Source organism: Pseudoxanthomonas sp. SL93, from assembly GCF_026625825.1.
Lineage (GTDB): Bacteria > Pseudomonadota > Gammaproteobacteria > Xanthomonadales > Xanthomonadaceae > Pseudoxanthomonas_A.
This window is the reverse complement of sequence record NZ_CP113065.1, coordinates 755,804-778,203: the sequence shown is the minus strand read 5'-3', so window position 1 is coordinate 778,203 and position 22,400 is coordinate 755,804. Positions and strand designations below refer to the sequence as shown.

Annotated in this window: 24 protein-coding genes and 1 pseudogene; all 25 read left to right on the top strand. The window is 67.9% G+C overall.

The features are described from left to right. Window positions 1-75: 75 nt before the first annotated feature. Window positions 76-1,221 carry a flagellin gene (locus tag OVA13_RS03575; protein ID WP_267792441.1) on the top strand — a complete coding sequence of 382 codons (1,146 nt, stop codon included), beginning with the start codon at window positions 76-78 and terminating at the stop codon, window positions 1,219-1,221. A gap of 90 nt (window positions 1,222-1,311) precedes the next feature. Then, entirely contained in the window at window positions 1,312-2,517 is a 1,206-nt protein-coding gene (locus OVA13_RS03570; protein ID WP_267792440.1) for a flagellin, read from the top strand. Window positions 2,518-2,858: 341 nt separating this feature from the next. Next, the gene (gene fliD, locus OVA13_RS03565; RefSeq protein WP_267792439.1) at window positions 2,859-4,223 is read left to right on the top strand and encodes a flagellar filament capping protein FliD; all 1,365 of its coding nucleotides are present in this window, start codon (window positions 2,859-2,861) and stop codon (window positions 4,221-4,223) included. A gap of 55 nt (window positions 4,224-4,278) precedes the next feature. Next, on the top strand, window positions 4,279-4,698 hold the full coding sequence (fliS, locus tag OVA13_RS03560) for a flagellar export chaperone FliS (RefSeq protein ID WP_267792438.1): 420 nt from the start codon (window positions 4,279-4,281) through the stop codon (window positions 4,696-4,698). After that, window positions 4,695-5,000, top strand: a complete 306-nt coding sequence (locus tag OVA13_RS03555; RefSeq protein ID WP_267792437.1) for a hypothetical protein — start codon at window positions 4,695-4,697, stop codon at window positions 4,998-5,000. Before fliS ends, OVA13_RS03555 begins: the two co-directional genes overlap by 4 nt. A gap of 2 nt (window positions 5,001-5,002) precedes the next feature. Then, window positions 5,003-5,581, top strand: coding sequence for a PilZ domain-containing protein (locus tag OVA13_RS03550; RefSeq protein WP_267792436.1), 579 nt, complete (start codon window positions 5,003-5,005; stop codon window positions 5,579-5,581). A gap of 229 nt (window positions 5,582-5,810) precedes the next feature. Then, a complete protein-coding gene (locus tag OVA13_RS03545) occupies window positions 5,811-6,443 on the top strand; it encodes a response regulator (protein WP_267792435.1) in 633 nt (210 codons plus the stop codon). A 237-nt stretch (window positions 6,444-6,680) separates the two neighbouring features. Next, the gene (rpoN, locus tag OVA13_RS03540; RefSeq protein WP_267792434.1) at window positions 6,681-8,096 is read left to right on the top strand and encodes an RNA polymerase factor sigma-54; all 1,416 of its coding nucleotides are present in this window, start codon (window positions 6,681-6,683) and stop codon (window positions 8,094-8,096) included. Between the two features lie 18 nt (window positions 8,097-8,114). Continuing rightward, a complete protein-coding gene (locus OVA13_RS03535) occupies window positions 8,115-8,495 on the top strand; it encodes a response regulator (protein WP_267792433.1) in 381 nt (126 codons plus the stop codon). Beyond that, on the top strand, window positions 8,488-9,969 hold the full coding sequence (locus OVA13_RS03530; protein WP_267792432.1) for a sigma-54 dependent transcriptional regulator: 1,482 nt from the start codon (window positions 8,488-8,490) through the stop codon (window positions 9,967-9,969). Before OVA13_RS03535 ends, OVA13_RS03530 begins: the two co-directional genes overlap by 8 nt. Window positions 9,970-10,046: 77 nt before the next feature. Then, complete coding sequence (fliE, locus tag OVA13_RS03525; RefSeq protein WP_267792431.1) at window positions 10,047-10,409, top strand: flagellar hook-basal body complex protein FliE; 363 nt, start codon at window positions 10,047-10,049, stop codon at window positions 10,407-10,409. Between the two features lie 109 nt (window positions 10,410-10,518). Beyond that, window positions 10,519-12,186 (top strand): flagellar basal-body MS-ring/collar protein FliF, encoded by a 1,668-nt coding sequence (fliF, locus tag OVA13_RS03520; RefSeq protein WP_267792430.1) that lies wholly within the window; start codon window positions 10,519-10,521, stop codon window positions 12,184-12,186. Continuing rightward, on the top strand, window positions 12,179-13,186 hold the full coding sequence (gene fliG / locus OVA13_RS03515; RefSeq protein ID WP_267792429.1) for a flagellar motor switch protein FliG: 1,008 nt from the start codon (window positions 12,179-12,181) through the stop codon (window positions 13,184-13,186). The genes fliF and fliG overlap by 8 nt, the downstream gene beginning before the upstream one ends. Before the next feature lie 89 nt (window positions 13,187-13,275). Continuing rightward, a pseudogene (locus OVA13_RS03510) lies at window positions 13,276-13,803 on the top strand (FliH/SctL family protein); the annotation flags it as partial. Beyond that, entirely contained in the window at window positions 13,800-15,197 is a 1,398-nt protein-coding gene (fliI, locus tag OVA13_RS03505) for a flagellar protein export ATPase FliI (protein WP_267792428.1), read from the top strand. The pseudogene OVA13_RS03510 and the gene fliI, both read left to right, overlap by 4 nt. A gap of 18 nt (window positions 15,198-15,215) precedes the next feature. Next, window positions 15,216-15,671 (top strand): flagellar export protein FliJ, encoded by a 456-nt coding sequence (gene fliJ, locus OVA13_RS03500; protein ID WP_267792427.1) that lies wholly within the window; start codon window positions 15,216-15,218, stop codon window positions 15,669-15,671. Next, window positions 15,671-16,933 (top strand): flagellar hook-length control protein FliK, encoded by a 1,263-nt coding sequence (locus tag OVA13_RS03495; protein WP_267792426.1) that lies wholly within the window; start codon window positions 15,671-15,673, stop codon window positions 16,931-16,933. Before fliJ ends, OVA13_RS03495 begins: the two co-directional genes overlap by 1 nt. A gap of 203 nt (window positions 16,934-17,136) precedes the next feature. Beyond that, window positions 17,137-17,694: a flagellar basal body-associated FliL family protein gene (locus OVA13_RS03490; RefSeq protein WP_267793618.1), complete on the top strand. Its 558-nt coding sequence runs from the start codon at window positions 17,137-17,139 to the stop codon at window positions 17,692-17,694. A gap of 18 nt (window positions 17,695-17,712) precedes the next feature. Then, window positions 17,713-18,750: a flagellar motor switch protein FliM gene (gene fliM, locus OVA13_RS03485; protein WP_267792425.1), complete on the top strand. Its 1,038-nt coding sequence runs from the start codon at window positions 17,713-17,715 to the stop codon at window positions 18,748-18,750. A gap of 65 nt (window positions 18,751-18,815) precedes the next feature. Further along, window positions 18,816-19,091, top strand: coding sequence for a flagellar motor switch protein FliN (gene fliN / locus OVA13_RS03480; protein WP_324288294.1), 276 nt, complete (start codon window positions 18,816-18,818; stop codon window positions 19,089-19,091). A 10-nt stretch (window positions 19,092-19,101) separates the two neighbouring features. Further along, the gene (gene fliO / locus OVA13_RS03475; protein WP_267792424.1) at window positions 19,102-19,494 is read left to right on the top strand and encodes a flagellar biosynthetic protein FliO; all 393 of its coding nucleotides are present in this window, start codon (window positions 19,102-19,104) and stop codon (window positions 19,492-19,494) included. Window positions 19,495-19,497: 3 nt separating this feature from the next. After that, window positions 19,498-20,334, top strand: a complete 837-nt coding sequence (gene fliP, locus OVA13_RS03470) for a flagellar type III secretion system pore protein FliP (protein WP_267792423.1) — start codon at window positions 19,498-19,500, stop codon at window positions 20,332-20,334. A gap of 10 nt (window positions 20,335-20,344) precedes the next feature. Continuing rightward, window positions 20,345-20,614 carry a flagellar biosynthetic protein FliQ gene (locus OVA13_RS03465; RefSeq protein WP_267792422.1) on the top strand — a complete coding sequence of 90 codons (270 nt, stop codon included), beginning with the start codon at window positions 20,345-20,347 and terminating at the stop codon, window positions 20,612-20,614. 18 nt (window positions 20,615-20,632) lie between these two features. Next, window positions 20,633-21,424 (top strand): flagellar biosynthetic protein FliR, encoded by a 792-nt coding sequence (fliR, locus tag OVA13_RS03460; RefSeq protein ID WP_267792421.1) that lies wholly within the window; start codon window positions 20,633-20,635, stop codon window positions 21,422-21,424. Window positions 21,425-21,640: 216 nt separating this feature from the next. After that, window positions 21,641-22,231: a TetR/AcrR family transcriptional regulator gene (locus OVA13_RS03455; protein WP_267792420.1), complete on the top strand. Its 591-nt coding sequence runs from the start codon at window positions 21,641-21,643 to the stop codon at window positions 22,229-22,231. Window positions 22,232-22,400 lie beyond the last annotated feature (169 nt).

Sequence of the window (22,400 nt, the reverse complement as noted above, 5' to 3'; positions counted from 1 at the left end):
GGTATCCCCGGCCGCACGGCGGGGATCGTTGGAAAACTTTTCCCCCGTGCAGAAAACGCCTAAGGAGTAGAACTCATGGCACAGGTCATCAATACCAACACCATCTCGCTGAACGCCCAGCGCAATCTGAGCAGCAGCGGTGCTTCACTGGCCACCACCATCCAGCGTCTTTCGTCCGGCCTGCGCATCAACAGCGCCAAGGACGACGCCGCCGGTCTGGCCATCTCCGAACGCTTCAGCACCCAGATCCGTGGCCTGGACGTTGCCGTGCGCAACGCCAACGACGGCATCTCGCTGGCCCAGGTCGCCGAAGGTTCGCTGACCGAGATCGGCAACAACCTGCAGCGCATCCGTGAGCTGTCGGTGCAGTCGGCCAACGCCACCAACTCTTCGTCCGACCGCGCCGCGCTGAACGCCGAAGTCAAGCAGCTGACCTCCGAAATCGACCGCGTTGCCAAGCAGGCCGACTTCAACGGCACCAAGCTGCTGGACGGCTCGTTCACCAGCCAGCTGTTCCAGGTCGGCGCCAACGCCTCGCAGGCCATCGCCATCGACAAGGTCGTCGATGCGCAGGCTGCTGCGCTGGGCAACGTGAAGTTCGCCGCCGATGTCACGGGTGCGGCCATCGCCGATGCCGCCGCCGACGGCAGCATCGCTGACCTGACCATCAACGGTGTGACCATCGCCGATGTCGAGTACAAGAACGGCGCGACCGGTGAGGACATCGCCAAGGGCCTGGCCTCTGCCATCAACGCCAAGCTGGGCGAGACCGGCGTGTACGCCTCGGTCGACGCCGACCAGGTCACCCTGACCTCGGTCAAGGCCGACACCGACCTGGTCGTGGGCGGCACCGTCACCGGCTCGGGCCTGACCGCGGCGACGACGGCGGCCACGGCCGGCACCGCGCAGTTCGCCAAGGACCTGGACATCACCACGTTCGAAGGCGCGCAGAAGGCCCTGGAAATCGTCGACGCTGCCCTGACCTCGGTCAACAGCGCGCGCGCCGACCTGGGTGCGGTGCAGAACCGCTTCACCTCGGTGGTCGCCAACCTGCAGACCAGCTCGGAAAACCTGGCCGCTTCGCGCAGCCGCATCCGCGACACCGATTTCGCCAAGGAAACCGCCGAACTGACCCGCACCCAGATCCTGCAGCAGGCCGGTACGGCCATGCTGGCCCAGGCCAACCAGGTGCCGCAGAACGTGCTCAGCCTGCTCCGCTAACGCGGTGATGCGCCGGAACGGGTGGTCTCCATCGCCACCCTTTCCGGCCCGGGCTTCTCTCCTTCGTAATCCCGCCTAAAGGAAACTTCCATGGCACAGGTCATCAATACCAACACCATCTCGCTGAACGCCCAGCGCAATCTGAGCAGCAGCGGTGCTTCACTGGCCACCACCATCCAGCGCCTTTCGTCCGGCCTGCGCATCAACAGCGCCAAGGACGACGCCGCCGGTTTGGCCATCTCCGAACGCTTCAGCACCCAGATCCGCGGCCTGGACGTTGCCGTGCGCAACGCCAACGACGGCATCTCGCTGGCCCAGGTCGCCGAAGGTTCGCTGACCGAAATCGGCAACAACCTGCAGCGCATCCGTGAGCTGTCGGTGCAGTCGGCCAACGCCACCAACTCCTCGTCCGACCGCGCCGCGCTGAACGCCGAAGTCAAGCAGCTGACCTCCGAAATCGACCGCGTCGCCAAGCAGGCCGACTTCAACGGCACCAAGCTGCTGGACGGCTCGTTCACCAGCCAGCTGTTCCAGGTCGGCGCCAACGCCTCGCAGGCCATCGCCATCGACAAGGTCGTCGATGCGCAGGCCCAGGCGTTGGGCGGTGCGATGTTCGCCACCGCCACGTTCACCACGGCAACGCCGGCCAACGGCACGACCGACCTGAAGATCGAAGGTCTGCAGCTGACCAACGCCGACGGCACCGCCGTCACCATCGATACCGTCGAAGTCGCCGCGCAAGGCTCTGCGACCGGTACGCGTGACGCCGCCGCCACCGCGCTGGTCGGTGCGATCAATGCCAAGATCGGCGAAACCGGCGTGCTGGCCGAGCTGGGTGCCAACGGCGCCGTCAACCTGACCTCGGTCAAGGACAGCGTGGATTCGGATGGCGACTTCCTGGGCATCGCCGTGGAAACCGGCACCTGGACTGGTGGTACCGCCCCGGCCGACGTGGCCGCCAGCACCACCGCGACGACCAAGCAGTACGCCAGCAACCTGGACATCTCGACCTTCAAGGGCGCGCAGCAGGCCCTGGAAATCGTCGACAAGGCACTGACGGCCGTCAACAGCGCGCGCGCCGACCTGGGTGCGGTGCAGAACCGCTTCACCTCGGTGGTCGCCAACCTGCAGACCAGCTCGGAAAACCTGGCCGCTTCGCGCAGCCGCATCCGCGACACCGACTTCGCCAAGGAAACCGCCGAACTGACCCGCACCCAGATCCTGCAGCAGGCCGGTACGGCCATGCTGGCCCAGGCCAACCAGGTGCCGCAGAACGTGCTGTCGCTGCTGCGCTGAGGCGCGATGTTTCTCCCTTTCGCTTGATTCTCTGTCGTCACGGACGGATTCGTCTCCCTCCGTTTGGCAGTACCCCGACCCCCGCCGGCAACGGCGGGGGTTTTTTTCATGGTTCCCGGCGCCGATGGCGACCGTTCTGGCACAAACCCTGCATCGACCCGGACTGCCTGCATTTCTCACCAGGGGCCGGACCGATGGCCACGGTGGGAGACGGAGAAATGCGGGCTAAAGAACGGCCACCGCAGGCCGTTACTGAAACTGCATGGGCGGGCCCCATCCGGTACCGGATGCCAGGCCCGCCCGGCCACCCTTTTGCGGAAGGGCACTGACAGGAGACGGCAATGGCTGACTATTCGATGGGTTACGGTGGCATAGGCACCGGCATGGACATCAACGGGATGGTCTCCCAGTTGGTGGCCGCCGATCGCGCGCCGGCCGAGAACCGCCTGACCCGCATCGAATCCCAGGCCAAGTTCAAGTTGTCCGCGCTGGGCACGGTCAGTTCCGCCTTCAGCAACCTCGACAAGGCCCTCAACGCGCTGAAGGCCGCCACCGCCTTCGACACCCGCACGGTCAAATCCGGCACCGACACGGTCGTGGGCGCTTCGGTCGGCTCGGGCGCCCCCAATGGCACCTATTCGGTGGAAGTGGTCAACCTGGCCACCGCCAACAAGTGGATCACCAACCAGCCGGTGGCGGCGGACCAGAAGTTCGGCGCCGGCCAATTGACGCTGACGGTGGGCGACGAGACCCTCACTCTCGACATCAAGCAGGACAGCTCGCTGCAGGATGTCCGCAGCGCCATCAACGATGCCGCCCGCAGCAAGGGCGTGCAGGCCAGCGTATTGACGTCCAACGACGGCCTGTACCTGTCCGTCTCCTCCGACAAGACCGGGGCCGACAACGGCATCTCGCTGGCCTTCGCCTCGGGCGGCAGCGACCTGCAGGCGCTGGCCGCCAGCCTGCAGGAACGCGTCCCCGCCGCCGATGCGGAAGTGAAGATCGACGGCCTGACCGTCACCGCCAGCGGCAACAAGATCACCGACGCCGTGCCCGGCCTGACCCTGGACCTGAAGACCAAGGGCACCAGCACCGTCACCGTGTCCACCGACACGGCCGCGGCCAGCAAGCTGATGCAGGACTTCGTGACCGCGTACAACGCGGCCATCAACGCGATCAACACCAGCACCAAGTACAACGCCGAAAGCGACGAGCCTTCCGCCCTGACCGGCGATGCGCAGATGCGCAGCGCCGCGGGCCAGCTGAGGAACGTGCTGAGCGGCGCTCTGGGCGAACTGGCCGCGCAGGGCCTGGACGCCAAGACCCTCGGCCTGCAGACGAAGGGGTACCCCTCCTCCGACGGCACGCTGGTGTTCGACAGCAGCAAGTTCACCACCGCATTGACCAGCAACCCGGAGAAGATCCGGGCCGCCTTCACCGGCGACAGCGCGTTCGCCGGCAAGCTGCAGAAGGCCGTCGGCAGCTACATCGGCAGCGGTGGCGCGTTCACCCAGCGCACCAGCAGCCTGAATGCGCAGATCAAGGACGTGGCCACCCAGCGCACCGCCCTGGACGCGCGCATGGAGGCCGTCGGCAACCGCTACAAGGCGCAGTTCGTCGCGATGGACTCGATGGTCGCGCAGATGAGCAGTACCAGCAGCTACCTGGCCCAACAACTTGCCTCCTTGGCAAACCAGACCGGATAACCGCGGATCCGCACCGGGGCGCAAACCCGTCCCGGGGATCACAGGAGAAAATGGAATGTCATCGCATTCGTACGCCGCCCAGTACCGCAACACCGGCCTCAGCAGTGCGGTCATGGAAGCCGATCCGCATCGCCTGGTGGCCTTGCTGCTGGCCGGCGCCTGCGAACGCCTGCGGCTGGCGGAAGCCTGCATGGAACGCGGCGACCTGGCACGCAAGGGCAAGGCCATCGGCGAGGTCTGCGCCATCATCGGCCACCTCAACGGGTCGCTGGACCATGAGGCCGGCGGCGAGATCGCGGGCAGCCTGTCCTCCCTCTACGACTACGTGCAGTCGCGGCTGATCGAAGCGAACCTCAACAACGACGCCTCGGGCCTGCGCGAATCGCTGGACCTGCTGTCGGAGATCGAATCGGCCTGGAACGCCATTCCGGCCGAACAGCGCCACGCCCCTGCCATGGCCGCCGCCGCACGATGAACCCCCTGCCCACCCTGGATGATCTGTTCGCGCAGCTGCAGGCGATGCAGACCGAACTGCAGGGCGGGCAGCTGCACAACGTGGAACAGCTGCTGGTTCGGCACGACACCGACGTGCGTGCCTTCCTGCATGCCGATGGCGGCCGCGAAGCGGGCTACGACGCGCTGGCGAAGCTGCTGCGCGCGCAGTTGGACCTGCAGCAGCAGATGAAGCTCGCACGTGACGAAACAAGCCGCCAGATGCAGGCCACGCAGCGCGCAGACCGCGCTGCACGCGCCTACCTGGCCCTGGCCGAGGACTGATCATGCACGCACAGGCACCCGCGCTTGACCATGCCGCCGACGTCGCACTTTTCGGCGACGCGTTGACCTGCGAGGCGGTGCTGCCGGTGCGCTTCGTCGCCGGCGAGCGCGTGCTGCTGCAGGCCCAGTCCGAAGCGCTGCTGCATGGCCTGGCCATCGCCGAGGACGTGCGCGGCGACGACGCCGAAGAACGCAACGAGGCGACGCCGTCGCTGCAACGGCTCGAAGCCAAGCTCGACCTGGTGCTCTCGCTGCTGGGCCGGCTGGCCCGTCGCAGCGAAGACGCCCTGCCCGTGTGCCCGCTGCGCTGGTCGCATCGCGGCCTGCGCATCGACCTGCCGACCTCGCCCGGCTTCACTGAAGGCACCGTGGGCGTGGCCATGCTGCAACCGGTCGGCTGGCTGAGCGATCACATCGAATTGCCCGCCACCGTCCTGGCCCAGGCCGACCGTCACCTGTGGTTGCGCTTCGACGCCCTCAGCCCGGGGCTGGCCGAGGCGATGGAACGCCACCTCTTCCGCATGCATCGCCGGCAGATTGCCGAAGCCCGCCAGGCGGCCCTCGCCCGCCGGCCCGACTGAGTCGGCTAACACTTCTTTCACGCAGAACGGCACCCTACGCCCCTGGATGGTGCAACACCATCACAGCCCGAATTTGCCGCACATGCCCTTTTGATCCCCCTTGCGGACGGATTAGTGTGACTTGCGTCGGCTTTCCTGCGTAATGGCTTTTTTCTGAATTGGCGCATCGCCATCCCGTCGCTATTGTGACGACACCAAAACAGCAACAGCCAACTGGTTTTACTCCCCCGTGCGCGTACTCATCGTCGATGACCACACCCTGGTGCGGGCCGGCATCTGCCGACTGCTCCAGTCACTGCCCGACGTGGACGTCGTGGCCGAAGCCTGCAATGCCCAGCAGGCCATCGACATGGCCACCATCCATCGCCCGGACCTGGTCCTGCTGGACCTGTCATTGCCCGACCGCAGCGGACTGGACGTGCTGCCGATCCTGCGTGACTCGCTGCCGCAGACGCGCGTGGTCATCATGTCGATGCACAACGACCCCACCCAGGTGCGCGTGGCGCTCGACCGGGGCTGCGCCGGTTTCGTGGTCAAGGAAGCCGCGCCGATGGAGCTGGAGCTGGCGCTGCGTGCCGCTGCGGCAGGCCAGGTGTTCCTCAGCCCGCAGGTGTCATCGAAGATGCTGGCACCGATGCTGGGCAACCAGCGCCCCACCGGCATCGCCGCATTGTCGCCACGCCAGCGCCAGATCCTGCGCAAGCTGGGCGGCGGCATGAGCAGCAAGGAAATCGCCGCCAACCTGGGCATCAGCGTCAAGACCGTGGAAACCCACCGCGCGCGCATGATGGAATCGCTCGGGTGCCGGCGCGCCAATGATCTGCTGCTGCTGGCCGCCCGCCACCAGAACGAATTGGCCTGAGCCTTGCAGGTACGGGGTGGATACGCCCCGCCGGTGACGGATTCCCGTGACCGCACTGCCCTGACGGGCACTTCCCATCGACGATAACCCGGCGCTGTAGGGGAAACCCTCACGGCAGGTCGGGCGCGCCCTCATCACAACCAGAAACGCCCCGATTATTTTTCTGGCGCGACGCGCGCAAAGTGTTTCCACGATGTGAAGCCCACCACGGCACGGCATCGAATCGGGGACACGGGAATGAAAACGGGGATATCCGCCCAACTCGGGCAACAGCTCCACCTGACACCGCAACTGCTGCAGTCCATCCGGCTGCTGCAGCTGGACGGCCTGCAACTGGAAATGGAAGTGCGTCGCGCACTCGACCTGAACCCGTTGCTGGAAATCGAAGAGACCCACGATGCCGACGCCGCGCAGGACGCGGTCGCCGAAGACAGCGCGGTGGTCGAGACCGCCGCGTTCGACGAACTGCCGGAATCCAACCTGTGGGACGTCCCCGGCGCCAGCTGGCACGAAGGCGACGACGACCGCATGCAGCGCGTCGAAGCCGGCGAGTCCAGCGATCCGCACGTCCGCGTGCTGACCCGCCTGGCGCTGGAACTCGATGCGGCCGCCCTGCAGGTCATCGCCTTCTGGCTGGAACACACCGACGACGCCGGCTACCTGGAACAGGATCCGGAATCGCTGGCGCTGATCGCCTCGGCCCAGTTCCGCATCACCGCCGAACACGCGCTCGCCCTGCGCCTGCACCTGCTGCACGGCGAGTTCCCGGGCCTGACCGCCCGCGACGTGCGCGAATGCCTGCGCGTGCAGCTCGAAGGCCTGGAAGGCCGCGTGCCGGCCCGCGCCATCGCCCTGCGCATCGTCAACGACGGCCTGGCGCTGCTGGCGGCGCACGAATACGACGGCCTGGCCCGCCTGCTCGACCTGGACCACGAGCAGGTACGGGAAGGCGTGCGCCTGATCCTCTCCCTGCAGGCGCGCCCCGGCGAATCGCTGGCGCCCGCCCCGTCCGGCTACATCGTGCCGGACGTGGTCGCCTGGCATGCCGACTGCGCCTGGCGGGTCGCGCTGAACCCGGCCACCACCCCGCGCGTGCGCGTCAATGCCCTGCAGGAGCGCGCGCTCGACCAGGCCGATGCCTCGCCCGGCGCCGGCAAGCTGCGCGAACTGCTGCAGGAAGCCCGCTGGCTGACCCGCGGCCTGTCGATCCGCTACGACACCCTGCTGCGCACCGCGCGCGCCATCGTCGAGCGCCAGGCCGGTTTCCTGGCCCACGGCGACGAAGCGATGGCGCCGCTGACGCTGAAGGAGATCGCCGACGAGATCGGCATGCACGAGTCCACCATTTCGCGCATCACCACCGGCAAGTACATGCAGACCCCGCGGGGCACCTTCGAACTGAAGCATTTCTTCGCCGTGCGGCTGGAAGGCGCCAACGTGTCCGGACCCGCCGTGCGCGCCATGGTGCGCCGGCTGATCGACGCCGAGCCGGCCGGCAAGCCGTTGGCCGACGAGGCCATTGCCGGCCTGCTGGCCCGCCAGGGCATCCATATCGCCCGCAGAACTGTGGCGAAGTACCGGGAACAGCTCGATATCGCTCCCGCCCGGGAACGCCGACGCGCTACCGTTACGGTCTTGGCTAAGGCCGGATAACCAACGGAGCGGATGAACATGAGCAAGATCACGGTATTGCTGGTCGACGACCACGAGGGATTCATCAACGCCGCCATGCGCCACCTGCGCAAGGTGGAGTGGCTGGACATCGTGGGCCGCGCCAGCAACGGCCTGGAAGCCATCGAGCGCTCGGAGACGCTGCGCCCGCAGGTCGTCCTGATGGACCTGGCCATGCCGGAAATGGGCGGCCTGCAGGCCACCCGCCTGATCAAGACCCAGGACGCACCGCCGTTCGTGGTCATCGCCAGCCACTTCGACGACGCCGAACACCGCGAGCACGCCATGCGCGCCGGCGCCGACGACTTCGTCAGCAAGCTTTCCTACATCCAGGAAGTCTTGCCCATCCTCGAAAAATTCAAAGACAGCCGCCATGAGTGAATCCCGCATCCTCGTCATCGACACCGACACCACGCGTGCAGAACGCCTGGCCGGCCTGCTCGAGTTCATGGACCTGACACCGCGCTGGGTTGCCGGAGCCGGTGACGTGGATGTCGGTCGCCACCGTCCGCACGACTGGCTGGCCGTGGTGGTGGGCACGCTGGAAGATACCCGCGCGGCCGACGCCTTCTTCGCCTGGCTGGGCAAGGCGCAGCTGCCGCCGCCGGTGCTGCTGCTGGAAGGCGACACGGCCGCGTTCGCCACCGCCCATGGCCTGCACGAGGCGGGCGTCTGGTCGCTGGAGAGCCCCATCCGCCATGCGCAGCTGGAAGCCTGCCTGCGCCGCGCCAGCCTCAAGCGGCTGGACACCGAACACCAGGCACAGAACGTCAGCGCCAGCGGTCCGACCGGCAACAGCGCCGCGGTGACGCGCCTGCGCCGCATGATCGACCAGGTGGCCGCGTTCGACACCACCGTGCTGGTGCTGGGCGAGTCCGGCACCGGCAAGGAAGTGGTGGCCCGCGCCATCCACGACCAGTCGCCGCGCCGCGATGGGCCCTTCGTCGCGATCAACTGCGGCGCCATCCCGCCGGACCTGCTGGAAAGCGAACTGTTCGGCCACGAGAAAGGCGCCTTCACCGGCGCGCTGAGCGCCCGCAAGGGCCGCTTCGAAATGGCCGAGGGCGGCACGCTGTTGCTGGACGAGATCGGCGACATGAGCCTGCCCATGCAGGTCAAGCTGCTGCGCGTGCTGCAGGAGCGCAGCTTCGAGCGCGTCGGTGGCAACCAGACCATCCGCTGCAACGTACGCGTGATCGCCGCGACCCACCGTAACCTGGAAGACCGCATCGCCGACGGCCACTTCCGCGAAGACCTGTTCTACCGCCTGAACGTGTTCCCCATCGAGATGCCCGCCCTGCGCGAGCGTGCGGACGACCTGCCGGTGCTGGTCACCACCATCGCGGCCCAGCTGGCCCGCACCGGCCGGGGCGAAGTGCGCTTCGCCGCCGACACGCTGCACGCGCTGCGCGGCTATGCGTGGCCCGGCAACGTGCGCGAGCTGACCAATCTGGTCGAACGCCTGGCGGTGCTGCACCCGGGTGGGCTGGTGCGCGTGCACGACCTGCCCAAGCGTTACCAGCCCGAGAACCTGCCGGCGGAGACCGCCGCCGAAGCCGCCGTGGAAGACCAGGCGACGATCGCGTCGACCCCGATGGCCGCTACGGTTGCCCCCGCGGTCCCCGTGGCCGCGGTTGCCGCGAAGACCGCTGACCGCTTGCCCGAGGAAGGCATCGACCTGCGCGAACACATCGCCCAGATCGAACTGAACCTGATCCGCGACGCACTGGACCGCGCTGGCGGCGTGGTGGCGCATGCCGCCCAGCTGCTGGGCCTGCGCCGCACCACGCTGGTGGAAAAGCTGCGCAAGTACGGCGTCGAACGCGACGACGCCGCCCTGGCGACGGAAAACTGACTGGGGGCGGCAAACGGTTTCGGCACACGTCTTGCAGCTGACACGACAAGACACCACGACGCCACACACCGCCGCCCATGTCCGACGCCGTCTCTTCCATCCTGTCGCAGATCCGCAGCTACCAGACCCAGATGGGCACGCGCTCGCTGGAACCGGTGCAGGATCCCGGCGCCTTCGCGCCCGGCGCGGTGGGCTTCGGGCAGCCGGCGCTCAAGGCGCCGAGCTTCGGGGAAAGCCTGCAGAACGCGCTCCAGGGCGTGAACAACACGCAGAAGGAAGCCGGCGCACTGGCGCAGGCATTCGAACTGGGTGACCCGCGGGCGGACCTTGCCCGGGTAATGGTGGCCGCGCAGCAGTCGCAGGTCGCCTTCCGCGCCACCGTGGAAGTGCGCAACCGGCTGGTGCAGGCCTACCAGGACGTCATGAACATGCCTCTCTGATGCGCGCTTCCTGACGCCCGTCCTTTCAAGCAAACCGCCGTAACCGAATCCTTCCACTGTCTTCCCCAGCCACCTTCTCCAGCAACGCCAGCGCAGGAACCGCAACGCCATGGCCCTCACCCTCTCCAAGGAATCGCTGAAGGAATCGCTGAATGCCGAGAAGGCAGGCGCGGCGCTTTCCCGGATCCAGGACGTGCCGGTGTTCCGCCAGATGGGCACGCTGCTGATGATCGCCGGCGCGGTCGCGGTGGGACTGATGGTGTTCTTCTGGTCGCAGAAGCCTGCGTACACGCCGCTGTACACCGGGCTGGACGCCAAGGCCACCGCCGAAGCCACCGACATGCTGCGCGCCGCGCAGATCCCGTTCCAGCTGGACCAGAGTACCGGCGCCATCTCCGTGCCGGAAGAGAACCTGCACGACGCCCGCCTGAAGCTGGCCGGCGCCGGGCTGGCCGAAAGCGGCCGCCTGGGCTTCGAGATGATGGAGCGCGACCCGGGCTTCGGCGTCAGCCAGTTCGTCGAGAACGCACGCTACCAGCACGCGCTGGAAACCGAACTGGTCCGCACCATCACCACCCTGCGCCCGGTGCGCGACGCCCGCGTGCACCTGGCCATTCCCAAGCCGTCCGCCTTCACCCGCCAGCGCGAAGTCGCCAGCGCGTCGGTGGTGCTGGACCTGCGTTCCGGCGCCCTGCTGGAGCGCAACCAGGTGGATGCCATCGTGCACCTGGTCTCGTCCAGCATCCCCGACCTGGCGCCCGAACGCGTCACCGTGGTCGACCAGAGCGGCCGCATGCTGACCATCAGCGACCCGAACAGCGAAGCCGCGCTCAACGCCGCCCAGTTCGAGCGCGTGCGCAAGCTGGAAACCTCCTTCAACGACCGCATCCGCGAACTGCTGGAGCCGCTCACCGGCCCCGGCCGCATCAATGCGGAAGTCGCGGTGGACATGGACTTCTCGGTCACCGAGGAAGCCCGCGAAACCTTCGCCAACGACCCGGCCAAGATCCGCAGCGAACAGGTCAGCCAGAACACCGTTGCGGGCACCGGCCCCGAAGGCGTCCCCGGCGCCACCAGCAACACGCCGCCCGGCCCGAACGCCGCGGCTGCGCCCAACCCCGCCGCCCCGGTGGAGACCGCCAGCAGCGCCACCCGCAACTTCGAGATGGACCGCACGCTGCAGCACACGCGTCAGCCGGCCGGCCGCGTGCGCCGCGTCACCGCCGCCGTGCTGGTCGACCACGTGCCGCGCACCGGCGAGAACGGCAAGGTCGTCATGACGGCATTGGACGCCGCCACGCTGACCCGCATCGAAGCCCTGGTGAAGGAAGCCGTCGGCTTCGATGCTGCGCGCGGCGACTCGGTGTCGGTGATGAATGCGCCCTTCGTGCGCGAAGTCGACAAGCCCGAGGACGTGCCGTTCTGGGAAAGCCCGTGGCTGCACAACCCCATGCTGCGCGACATCGCCCGCTACGGCGTCGGCGCCCTGGTGGTCATCCTGCTGCTGTTCGGCGTGCTGCGCCCGGCCATGCGCCAGATCATCCAGCCCAAGGCGCTGAAGAAGCCATCCGACGACGCGGTCAACGTCTCGCTGGTGGATGACGACGAGGACGGTCCGCGCCTGGTGGCCGCACTGCAGCAGGACGAAGCACCGCCGCTGCGTGCGCTCGCGTCAGACGCCTACGAGGACCGGCTGCGCCAGGCACGGGAAGCGGTGAAGGCCGATTCCAAGCAGGTGGCGCAGGTCGTGAAGGACTGGGTGGCCAGCGATGAATAACGGTGAAGCCACCCTCAACGGCGTGCAGAAGGCCGCCGTGCTGCTGCTCTCGCTGGGCGAGGAAGACGCGGCGGAAGTGCTCAAGCACATGAACGCCAAGGAGGTGCAGAAGCTCGGCATCGCCATGGCCACCATCTCCGGCGTCAGCCGCGAGCAGGTGATGCAGGTCATTTCCACCTTCGGCGAAGCGCTGGACAAGCAGACCTCGCTGGGCATGGGCGCCGACGACTACGTGCGCAAGGTGCTGGTGCAGGCCCTGGGCGAAGACAAGGCCGGCAGCCTGATCGACCGCATCCTGCTGGGCCGCAACACCACCGGCCTGGACACGCTGAAGTGGATGGACCCGCGCGCCATCGCCGACCTGGTGCGCAACGAACACCCGCAGATCATCGCCATCGTGCTTTCGCACCTGGACAGCGACCAGGCCGCCGACGTGCTGAAGATGCTGCCCGAACGCGCACGCACTGACGTGCTGCTGCGCATCGCCACGCTGGACGGCATTCCGCCGAACGCGCTGAACGAACTCAACGAGATCATGGAACGCCAGTTCGCCGGCAACCAGAACCTCAAGTCGTCCAGCATCGGCGGCGTCAAGGTGGCCGCGAACATCCTCAACTTCATGGATTCCGGCCAGGACCAGGCCATCCTGAGCAGCATCACCCAGGTCGACGCCGACCTCGGCTCGCGCATCCAGGACTTGATGTTCGTGTTCGACAACCTGGCCGACCTGGGCGACCGCGAACTGCAGGCGCTGCTGCGCGAAGTCCCCAACGATCGCCTGGGCCTGGCGCTGCGCGGCGCCGATGCCAAGGTGAAGGAAAAGATCACCCGCAACATGTCGCAGCGCGCCGCGCAGATCCTGCTGGAAGACATGGAAGCGCGCGGCCCCGTGCGCCTGTCCGACGTGGAAGGCGCGCAGAAGGAAATCCTCGCCATCGTGCGCCGCCTGGCTGACCAGGGCGTCATCTCGCTGGTGGCCAGCAGCGAGGAGATGGTATGACCGCCCCCTCCACGATCCGCTGGATGGCGCCGCCCCTCGACGTGGTGCTTCGCCAGGACGCGCCCGAACAGGAAGCACCGCCGCCGCCCCGCCCGCCCAGCCTGGAGGAGATCCAGGCCATCCAGGACGCCGCCTACCGCGAGGGCCTGGAACGCGGCCTGGCCGAAGGCCATGCGGAAGGCTTCGCGCAGGGGCAGACCGAAGTGCGCCGCCTCGCCGCGCAGATGGAAGGGATCCTGGACAACTTCTCGCGCCCGCTGGACCGGTTGGAAAACGAAGTGGTCGGCGCCCTGTCCGAGCTGGCCGTGCGCATCGCCGGCGCGCTGGTCGGCCGTGCCTACCAGGCCGACCCGATGCTGCTGCAGGAACTGGCCAGCGAAGCACTCGACGCCGTCGGCGGCGCCAACCGTGAAGTCGAACTGCGCCTGCATCCGGACGACATCGCCGCGCTGACGCCGGTGCTGTCGCTGATGCCGGCCACGCGGCTGACCGCCGACACCAGCCTAACCCGCGGCGACCTGCGCGTGCATGCCGAAAGCGTCCGCATCGACGGCACGCTGGAAGCACGCCTGCGCGGTGCGCTGGAAACCGTCCTCAACCGCGGTACCCGTGCATGAGCGCGCAGCCTCTCGAATGGCTAACCGCGCGCGACCTGCGCCTGTCCGCGCGCCTGTCGCAGATCAGTCCCGACCTGGGCGGGCGCGGCCTGATCCGCGAAGGCATCCTGCGCCGTGCGGTCGGTCTGACCCTGGAAGCCATCGGCTGCGAAGCGCCGATGGGTGCCACCTGCAAGGTGGAAGTCGCCGACGGCGGCTGGGTGGATGCCGAAGTGGTCGGCTTCGCCGGTGAACGTACCTACCTGATGCCCAGCGCCGAACTGCATGGCCTGCTGCCCAACGCGCGCGTGGTGCCGTCGCGCCGGCGCGGTGGCGTGGAAGTCGGCGAAGGCCTGCTGGGGCGCGTGATCGACAGCGACGGCGTGCCGCTGGACGGCCGCGGCCCGATCCGCGCCGAAGGCACCGTCAGCCTGTCCGGCGCCGCCATCAATCCCCTTTCGCGCGAGCCCATCACGCAACCGCTCGATGTCGGCGTACGTGCCATCAACGCATTGCTGCCGATCGGCCGCGGCCAGCGCGTGGGCCTGTTCGCCGGTTCCGGCGTCGGCAAATCCACGCTGCTGGGCATGATGACCCGTTACACCGCCGCCGACGTGATCGTCGTCGGCCTGATCGGCGAACGCGGCCGCGAAGTGCGCGACTTCGTCGAAAGCACGCTTGGCCCGGTAGGCCTGGCGCGCGCCGTGGTCGTCGCCAGCCCGGCCGACCGTCCGCCATTGGCGCGCCTGCAGGGCGCCTACCGCGCCACCGCGATCGCCGAATGGTTCCGCGACCAGGGCCTCAACGTGCTGCTGCTGATGGATTCGCTGACCCGCTTTGCGCAGGCGCAGCGCGAGATCGGCCTGTCGGTGGGCGAACCGCCGACCACGCGCGGCTACCCGCCGTCCGTCTTCGCCCGCCTGCCCGCGCTGGTCGAACGTGCGGGCAACGGCTCGGCCGGGCGCGGTTCCATCACCGCGTTCTACACCGTGCTGACCGAAGGCGACGATCCGCAGGATCCGATCGCCGACGCCGCGCGCGCCATTCTCGACGGCCACATCCTGTTGTCGCGCCGCGTGGCCGACAGTGGCCTGTACCCGGCCATCGACGTGGAATCCTCGGTCAGCCGCGTGGTGACCGAGATCGCCGACGAAACCTGGCGCGACCGCATCCGCAAGCTCAAGCGCCTGCTGTCCGCCTACAACAGCAACCGCGACCTGATCGCCATCGGCGCCTACCAGCGTGGCAACGATCCCACCGTGGACGAAGCCCTGGAGCGCTGGCCGGAGATCGTCGAGTTCCTGGGCCAGGACGTGGCGCGCGCCGCCGACCTGCCCAGCAGCCGCGCGTCGCTCGAAACCCTGGTCCAACGCAATGCCCCCACCGGCGCCCCCGCGCCGCGCAGTCCGCAGTAACGCCAAGGAAGTCCCGCCATGATGCAATCCCGCCGAATCGACCCGCTGCTGCGCCGCGCACAGGAACACGAGGATTCCGTCGCCCGCGACCTGGCCGAGCGCCAACGCTCGCTCGCGTTGCAGGAATCGCGGCTGGAAGAACTGCGCGGCTACGCCGAGGAATACGCCAACAGCCAGATGGCGGCCACCAGCCCGGCACAGCTGGCCAATCGCCGCGCCTTCCTGGACCGCATCGACCAGGCACTGACGCAGCAGTTGCAGAACGTGGACCGCAGCCGCACCGGCGTAGACATCGAACGCGACCGCCTGCTGCTGGCCAGCCGCGACAAGCAGGTGCTGGAACAGCTGGCCGCCAGCTATCGCGCGCAGGAACGGCAGGTGGTCGAACGCCGCGACCAGCGCGAGATGGACGACCTGGGCGCACGCCGCGTGCGCCAGGCCGCCACCGCCGCGCAGGAAAGCGAGGAAGCCTGATGCCCGCGCCGATGTCCGCCCTCGCCTTCGCAGGCAATACCGCAAAACCCGGCGCTCCCGCGATGGATGCAGCGCCACGCGATGGCAGCGCGGGCGCGAAGGAAAAACCCGATTTCGAAACGCTGGTCCGGCGCGACAAGGCGGAAGCATCGACGCGCGGCGAGAAGCCCGGCGTGCCGCGCGAAGACCGTCGTGCCGCCGACGCGACGCCGGTGGAACAGGCGCCGCGGACCACTGCGCGCCGCGCCGCCAAGCCCGACGATGACACGGCTGCGCCACTGCCTGCCTCACCTTTGCCCGTGGAGACCGCCATGGTGGCCACCCCGCTGGCCGCCATCGCCATCGCACCGGAAAACCCGTTGCTGGGCGATGCCGCGTCCACCCTGCTGCCGCCGGCCGATCCGGCCGGCGTTGCGTTCGCCGCCGAAGCGATTCCCGGCCGCACGCCTGCCACGCCGCTGACGGGAACCGAAGCTGGCACCGTCGCGCCAGCGCTCCAGGCACTGGACATGCCACCGCCGTTGGCCACGCCGACAGCGGACGCCACGCTGCCGACCGATGCCGCGGTCCCTACCGAGACAACCGCTGCCACGCCGCTGCCCGCCGCCACGACGGAAGGCGCCAAGCCGGCATTGCAGAACCTCCTTTCCTTCGCCGCGCATCTGGCCAGCGGCAACATCGCCGCGGCGGTGCCGGAAGCGCTTTCGCTGGGCAAGGACGTGGTGGACGCCCTGCGCAGCGAGGATGCCGACAGCACCTCCCCCACCGGCAACACCCTCGCGGGCCTCGGCAGCGCCACGTCGCCGCTGGGCCTGCCGCGCACGGCCACCGTCAATCCGATGGAGGCCCCAAGCGCGGACCTGCATGGCGGCCGTTTCGATGAAGAGATCGGCGACAGCGTGCGCTGGATGGCCGACCAGAAGATCGGCCATGCCCACATCAAGATCACGCCCAACGAGATGGGCACCGTGGAAGTGCGCCTGCGCCTGGACGGCGACCGCGTGCACGCCGACTTCACCAGCGCACAGGCGGACGTCAGGCAGGCACTGGAAAACAGCCTGCCCAAGCTGCGCGACATGCTGGGCCAGCACGGCTTCCAGCTGGCGCATGCCGACGTGGGCCAGCAGCACCAGTCCCCGCCGCAACGCGCGGACGGCCGCCATGGCGACGGCGAGGCCGGTGGCCCTGCGCTGACCGGTGAAGCCGAGCTTCCCCGCCCCGTCCGCATGACCGCATTGGGCCTGTTGGACGCCTACGCCTGAAAAATCTCATGTAGGAGCGACGTGAGTCGCGACCGCTGATTTCGCTCGCCTTGGATTCTCCTTCCGTGCGAAGGCTGTCCGGTGATGAATGTTTCCGGGTAATTGATTCCTGTGGTCGCGACTGACGTCGCTCCTACAGGGAACCAGAGCCGTCAAAACCCCGTCGGGCCCGCCGGACAGCCACGGCACACCGCTTGCATCACCTGGGCAGACCCCTCAGGAGATCCATCGCCGTGGCAGCCGCCGACAAGACCGCAAGCAAATCCAAGGCCGACAAGGCCGACAAGCCCAAGGGCGGCAAATCGCTGCTGACCATTGGCCTGGTCGCCGTGGTCGCGGCCGGCGCCGCCGGTGGCGCGGCGTGGTACTTCGCCGGCCATGCGGGCAAGTCGGACAAGCCTGAAGCGCCGAAGACCGCCAGCCCCGGCACCGTGCCGGCACCCGCGCAGTACTTCGCGCTGGAACCGCCCTTCGTGGTGAACCTGGTCGGCGAGACCGGCGGTGCGCGCTACCTGCAGGTGGAAGTACAGGTGATGACGCGCGATCCCGAAGCGATGAAGGCCATCGAGCTGCATGCCCCCGCCATCCGTGCGCGCCTGCTGATGCTGTTCGCCCAGCAGGACGCCACCAGCCTGATGAGCCGTGCCGGCAAGGAACGACTGCAGAGCGCGGCGCTGGCCGAAGTGAAGACGCTGCTGGTCGCCGAGACCGGCAAGCCATCGGCCGAATCCCTGCTGTTCACCAGCTTCGTGATGCAGTAACGGAAGCCCGCCGCCATGATGAGTGACCTGCTCTCGCAAGACGAAATCGATGCCCTGCTCAACGGCGTGGATTCCGGCGCGATCGAGACCGAGGAGCCGCCGGTCGATCCCACCATCGCGCGCACCTACGATTTCGCCAGCCAGGACCGCATCGTGCGCGGCCGGCTGCCGACGCTGGAGATGATCAACGAGCGCTTCGTGCGCACGTGGCGGATCGGCCTGTTCAACCTGCTGCGCCGCTCGGCGGAACTGTCGGTGCGCGGCATCGAGACGATCAAGTTCGGCGACTACCTGCATTCGCTGTACGTGCCGACCAACCTCAACCTGATCAAGTTCAAGCCGCTGCGCGGCGTGGGCCTGATCGTGTTCGAACCGAAGCTGGTGTTCACCATGGTGGACAACTTCTTCGGCGGCGACGGACGCTATCCGGCCAAGATCGAAGGCCGCGAATTCACCCAGACCGAGATGCGGGTGATCCACCTGCTGCTGAAGCAGACCTTCGCCGACCTGATCGACGCCTGGGCGCCGGTGATGCCGGTGGATTTCGAATACATCACCAGCGAGGTCAATCCGCACTTCGCCAACATCGTCAGTCCGCGCGAGTACGTCGTGGTCAGCCGCTTCCATGTGGAACTGGATGGTGGCGGCGGCGACCTGCACGTGACCCTGCCGTATTCGATGCTGGAACCCATCCGCGAACTGCTCGACGCCGGCATCCAGTCCGACCGCGTGCACGACGACGACAGCTTCCGCGTCACCCTGCACGAGCAGCTGCGCGGTGCCGAAGTCACCGTTTCCAGCGTGCTGGCGGAGAAGCGCATCAACCTGCGCCAGCTGACCCAGCTGAAGGTGGGCGACATCCTGCCCATCGACCTGCCCAAGTCGGTGCCGGTGTGCGTCGAACAGGTGCCGGTGTTCACCGGCGAGTTCGGCATCTCCAACGGCAACAACGCGGTGAAGATCACCGCCAAGCATCCCCCCGGCAGCCACCACAAGCACGCGGCGCCGCCCCGCCATGCCCTGACACCCGTCGCCTTCCAGGACGCCACACCATGATCCCCGAGAACGAAGACACCCTCGCCGCCTTCGGCGACACCAGCCCGGACTCCGCCGGGCAGGAGATGGACAACGACACCGACATGAGCCTGGACGTGATCCTGGACGTGCCGGTCACGCTGTCGCTGGAAGTGGGCCGCACCCGCATGCCCATCCGCAACCTGCTGCAGCTCAACCAGGGTTCGGTGGTGGAACTCGAACGTGGCGCTGGCGAACCGCTGGACGTGTTCGTCAACGGCACGCTGATCGCACACGGCGAAGTCGTGGTGGTCAACGACCGTTTCGGCGTGCGCCTGACCGATGTGGTCAGCCCCAGCGAACGCATCCGCCGACTGCGCTGAGCCAACCACGATGACGCTCCTTCCCGTCCTGTTCGCCGCTGCCGCACCCGCGCAGAAGATCGGCCAGCACGCCCCGAGTACGCCCGGCATCGGTGGCGCGCTGGTCGGCCTGATCCTGGTACTGGGCCTGATCCTGGGTTTGGCGTGGCTGCTCAAACGGCTGCCCGGCGCCGGCCTGGGCATCCGTCCGAACGAGCAGCTGCGCGTGGTGTCGATGCTGTCGGTGGGCACCAAGGAACGCGTGATGGTGATCGAAGTCGGCAAGGAACAGTTGCTGATCGGCGTGACCGCCGGTGGCATCACCGCATTGCACGCCCTGCCCGAACCGCTGCCGCCGGCGCCCGCGCCGACGATGCCGAATTTCGCCGAACTGCTGGCCAAGCGCCTGCGCAAAGAGACCTGAAAGATGCGTCGCCTTGTCCTTTCCCTGATCTGCCTGCTGTGGCTGTGCGCCCCCGTCGCTGCGCTGGCGCAGGCCGCCACCACGCCGCCGGCAGCCACCGCGCCCGCCGGCAACGCACAGGCCGCCACGCCCGCCGCACCCGCCGCGCCGTCGGCGCCGACCCTGCCCGTGCTGCCCAAGGTCAACGTCGGCCAGATCGGCGATAACACGGTCAGCCTGCCGCTGCAGACGCTGCTGCTGATGACGGCCATCACGCTGATTCCCTCGGCGCTGCTGGCGATGACGGCGTTCACCCGCATCGTCATCGTGCTGGGCCTGCTGCGGCAGGCACTGGGAACCGGGCAGACGCCGTCCAATCAGGTGCTGGTGGGACTGGCGCTGTTCCTGACCATGCTGGTGATGATGCCGGTGGGCGAAAAAGCGTGGGCACAGGGCATGGCGCCCTACCTCAACGGCCAGATCGATTTCTCCAGCGCGTGGACGCTGACCACCGGTCCGTTGCGCGACTTCATGCTGGCGCAGGTGCGCGAAACCGACCTGATGACCTTCGCCGGCCTCGCGGGCCATGGCAGTTACACCAGCCCGGCCGATGTGCCCTTCCCCATCGTAGTGGCCTCGTTCATCACCAGCGAACTGAAGACGGCGTTCGAGATCGGCTTCCTGATCTTCATCCCGTTCGTGATCATCGACCTGGTGGTCGCCAGCGTGCTGATGTCGATGGGCATGATGATGCTGTCGCCGATGCTGGTGTCCGCACCGTTCAAGATCCTGCTGTTCGTGCTGGTGGACGGCTGGGTGCTGATCGTCGGCTCGCTGGCCGCCAGCTTCAACGTGGTTTGAGGCGCATCCCATGAGTCCAGAACTTGCCCTCACCGAACTGCGCGGCGGCCTCGAGATCGCGCTGTGGGTCGGTGGTCCCCTGCTGCTGGTGGTGCTGGTGGTCGGCGTGGTGATCGGCGTCATCCAGGCCGCCACCCAGTTGAACGAGCCCACCATCGCCTTCGTCGCCAAGGCCATCGCGCTGACCGCGGCCCTGTTCGCCACCGGCAGCTACCTGCTCGGCGTACTGGTCGAATACACGACCAACCTGTTCCAGCGACTGCCGCACCTCATCGGCTGACGGCGCGGACGCGACACGATGGACCCCGCGACCCAGATGGTCATCGACGGCCAGCAGGCCTTCGGCATGGTCAACGCGATCCTGTGGACGATGCTGCGCACCGGCGCCCTGCTGATGGCCGCGCCGCTGATCGGCACGCGCGCGGTGTCCGTGCGCGTGCGGGTGATCATCGCCGGCGCGCTGGCGATGGCGCTTGCCCCCCTCCTTCCCGGCACGCCGGACCGCATCGCCTTCGATGCCAGCACGGTGTTGAACGTGGCACGCGAACTCGCATTGGGCGCCAGCATGGGCTTCATGCTGCGGCTCGCGTTCGAGGCCGGCGCGATGGCCGGCGAACTGGTGTCGCAGGGCACCGGCTTGGCGTTCGCGCAGATGTCCGATCCGCTGCGCGGCGTGAACTCCGGCGTGGTCGGCCAGTGGTTCTACCTGGCCTTCGGCCTGCTGTTCTTCACCTTGAACGGCCATCTGGCGCTGGTGTCGCTGCTGGTGGACAGCTACCGCTCGCTGCCCATCGGCACTGCCCTGCCCGACGTGGCGGACATGCTGCAGGTGGCACCCGCCCTCTTCAGCCACATGCTCCGGGCCGCGGTGGGCCTGGCGCTGCCGGTCATGGTGGCGATGCTGGCGGTGAACCTGGCCTTCGGCGTGCTGGGCCGCGCCGCGCCGGCGCTGAACCCAATCCAGCTGGGCCTGCCTACCGCGCTGCTGCTAGGCCTGTTCCTGCTGGCGCTGCTGGCCGGCGAGCTGGGGCCGCCTGTCCAGCGGATCTTCGACCTGTCCTTTGATGCGGCGCGGCAACTGACGCCCTGACCACCCGCGGAACACCCGGCTGCACACGTTCTGGGAGCCCGGTGGCGCCCTCCCTGTGCCACGCCTCCGGATTTTTTGCGCAGGCGGTTCCACTTCACGCATTACCTGTGCAGAATGGAGCCACAGGGGATACAACATACGCTACCGCATGGAAGGAACGCATGCGGACCCTGTGCCCCGTGACGATTCCCGTCGGGCTACACAAGAGGATGCGGTGTGACACGCGATTCGAACTTCAAGCGACGTACCAGCCAGGAAACCCGTGAAGCCGTGCTCGAGGCCGCGCGCCGGCTGTTCTTCACCAAGGGGTTCGACCAGACCACGCTGATGGACCTGGGCGGCGAGACCGGCCTCAGTGCCCGTGGCGTGATCCTGCATTTCGAAACCAAGGCGGACATCATCGCCACCCTGCTGATCCGCGACTACAGCGCGCGCCGCGCGCCCATCGTGGAACGTCCGCAGGGTTCGACGCATGCGCAGCGCATCCTGGATTTCTATTTCTGGATGGCGCGCGAGGATGCCGCCACCTTCATCGCCTTCCCCGCGTTGTGGAGTGTGTCCGCGCGGTGGTCGATCGGCGTGGAAGCGGAGATGAACGCCGTGCTTCGCCGCATGCGCGAACCGGTGCGCCAGGAACTGACGCGCGGCATCGCGGCCGGTGAGTTCCGCGGCGTGGACATCCAGCATGCCGACGAGCTGATCTGGCAGAGCTACCAGCACGCCTTGCGCGCGGTGGCGGTGAACGGCGGCATGCCCGCCCTGGCCGTGCCGCAGGTCTTCAAGACGCTGGAAGCACTGAGCGTCTGATTCGCGCGGGCGGCATGCGCCGCCCGGCCATGGTCTTCACGGGCATCGGGGTAACCTCGCGCCCGTCGCCCTTCCATCCGGGCTTCCGACGAGCCTGCCCCATGTGCAGCGTTGCGTTCCTGGCATTTCGTCTGTCGCCCGCCGGCCTTCCGGAAATGTCGTGCGCGCC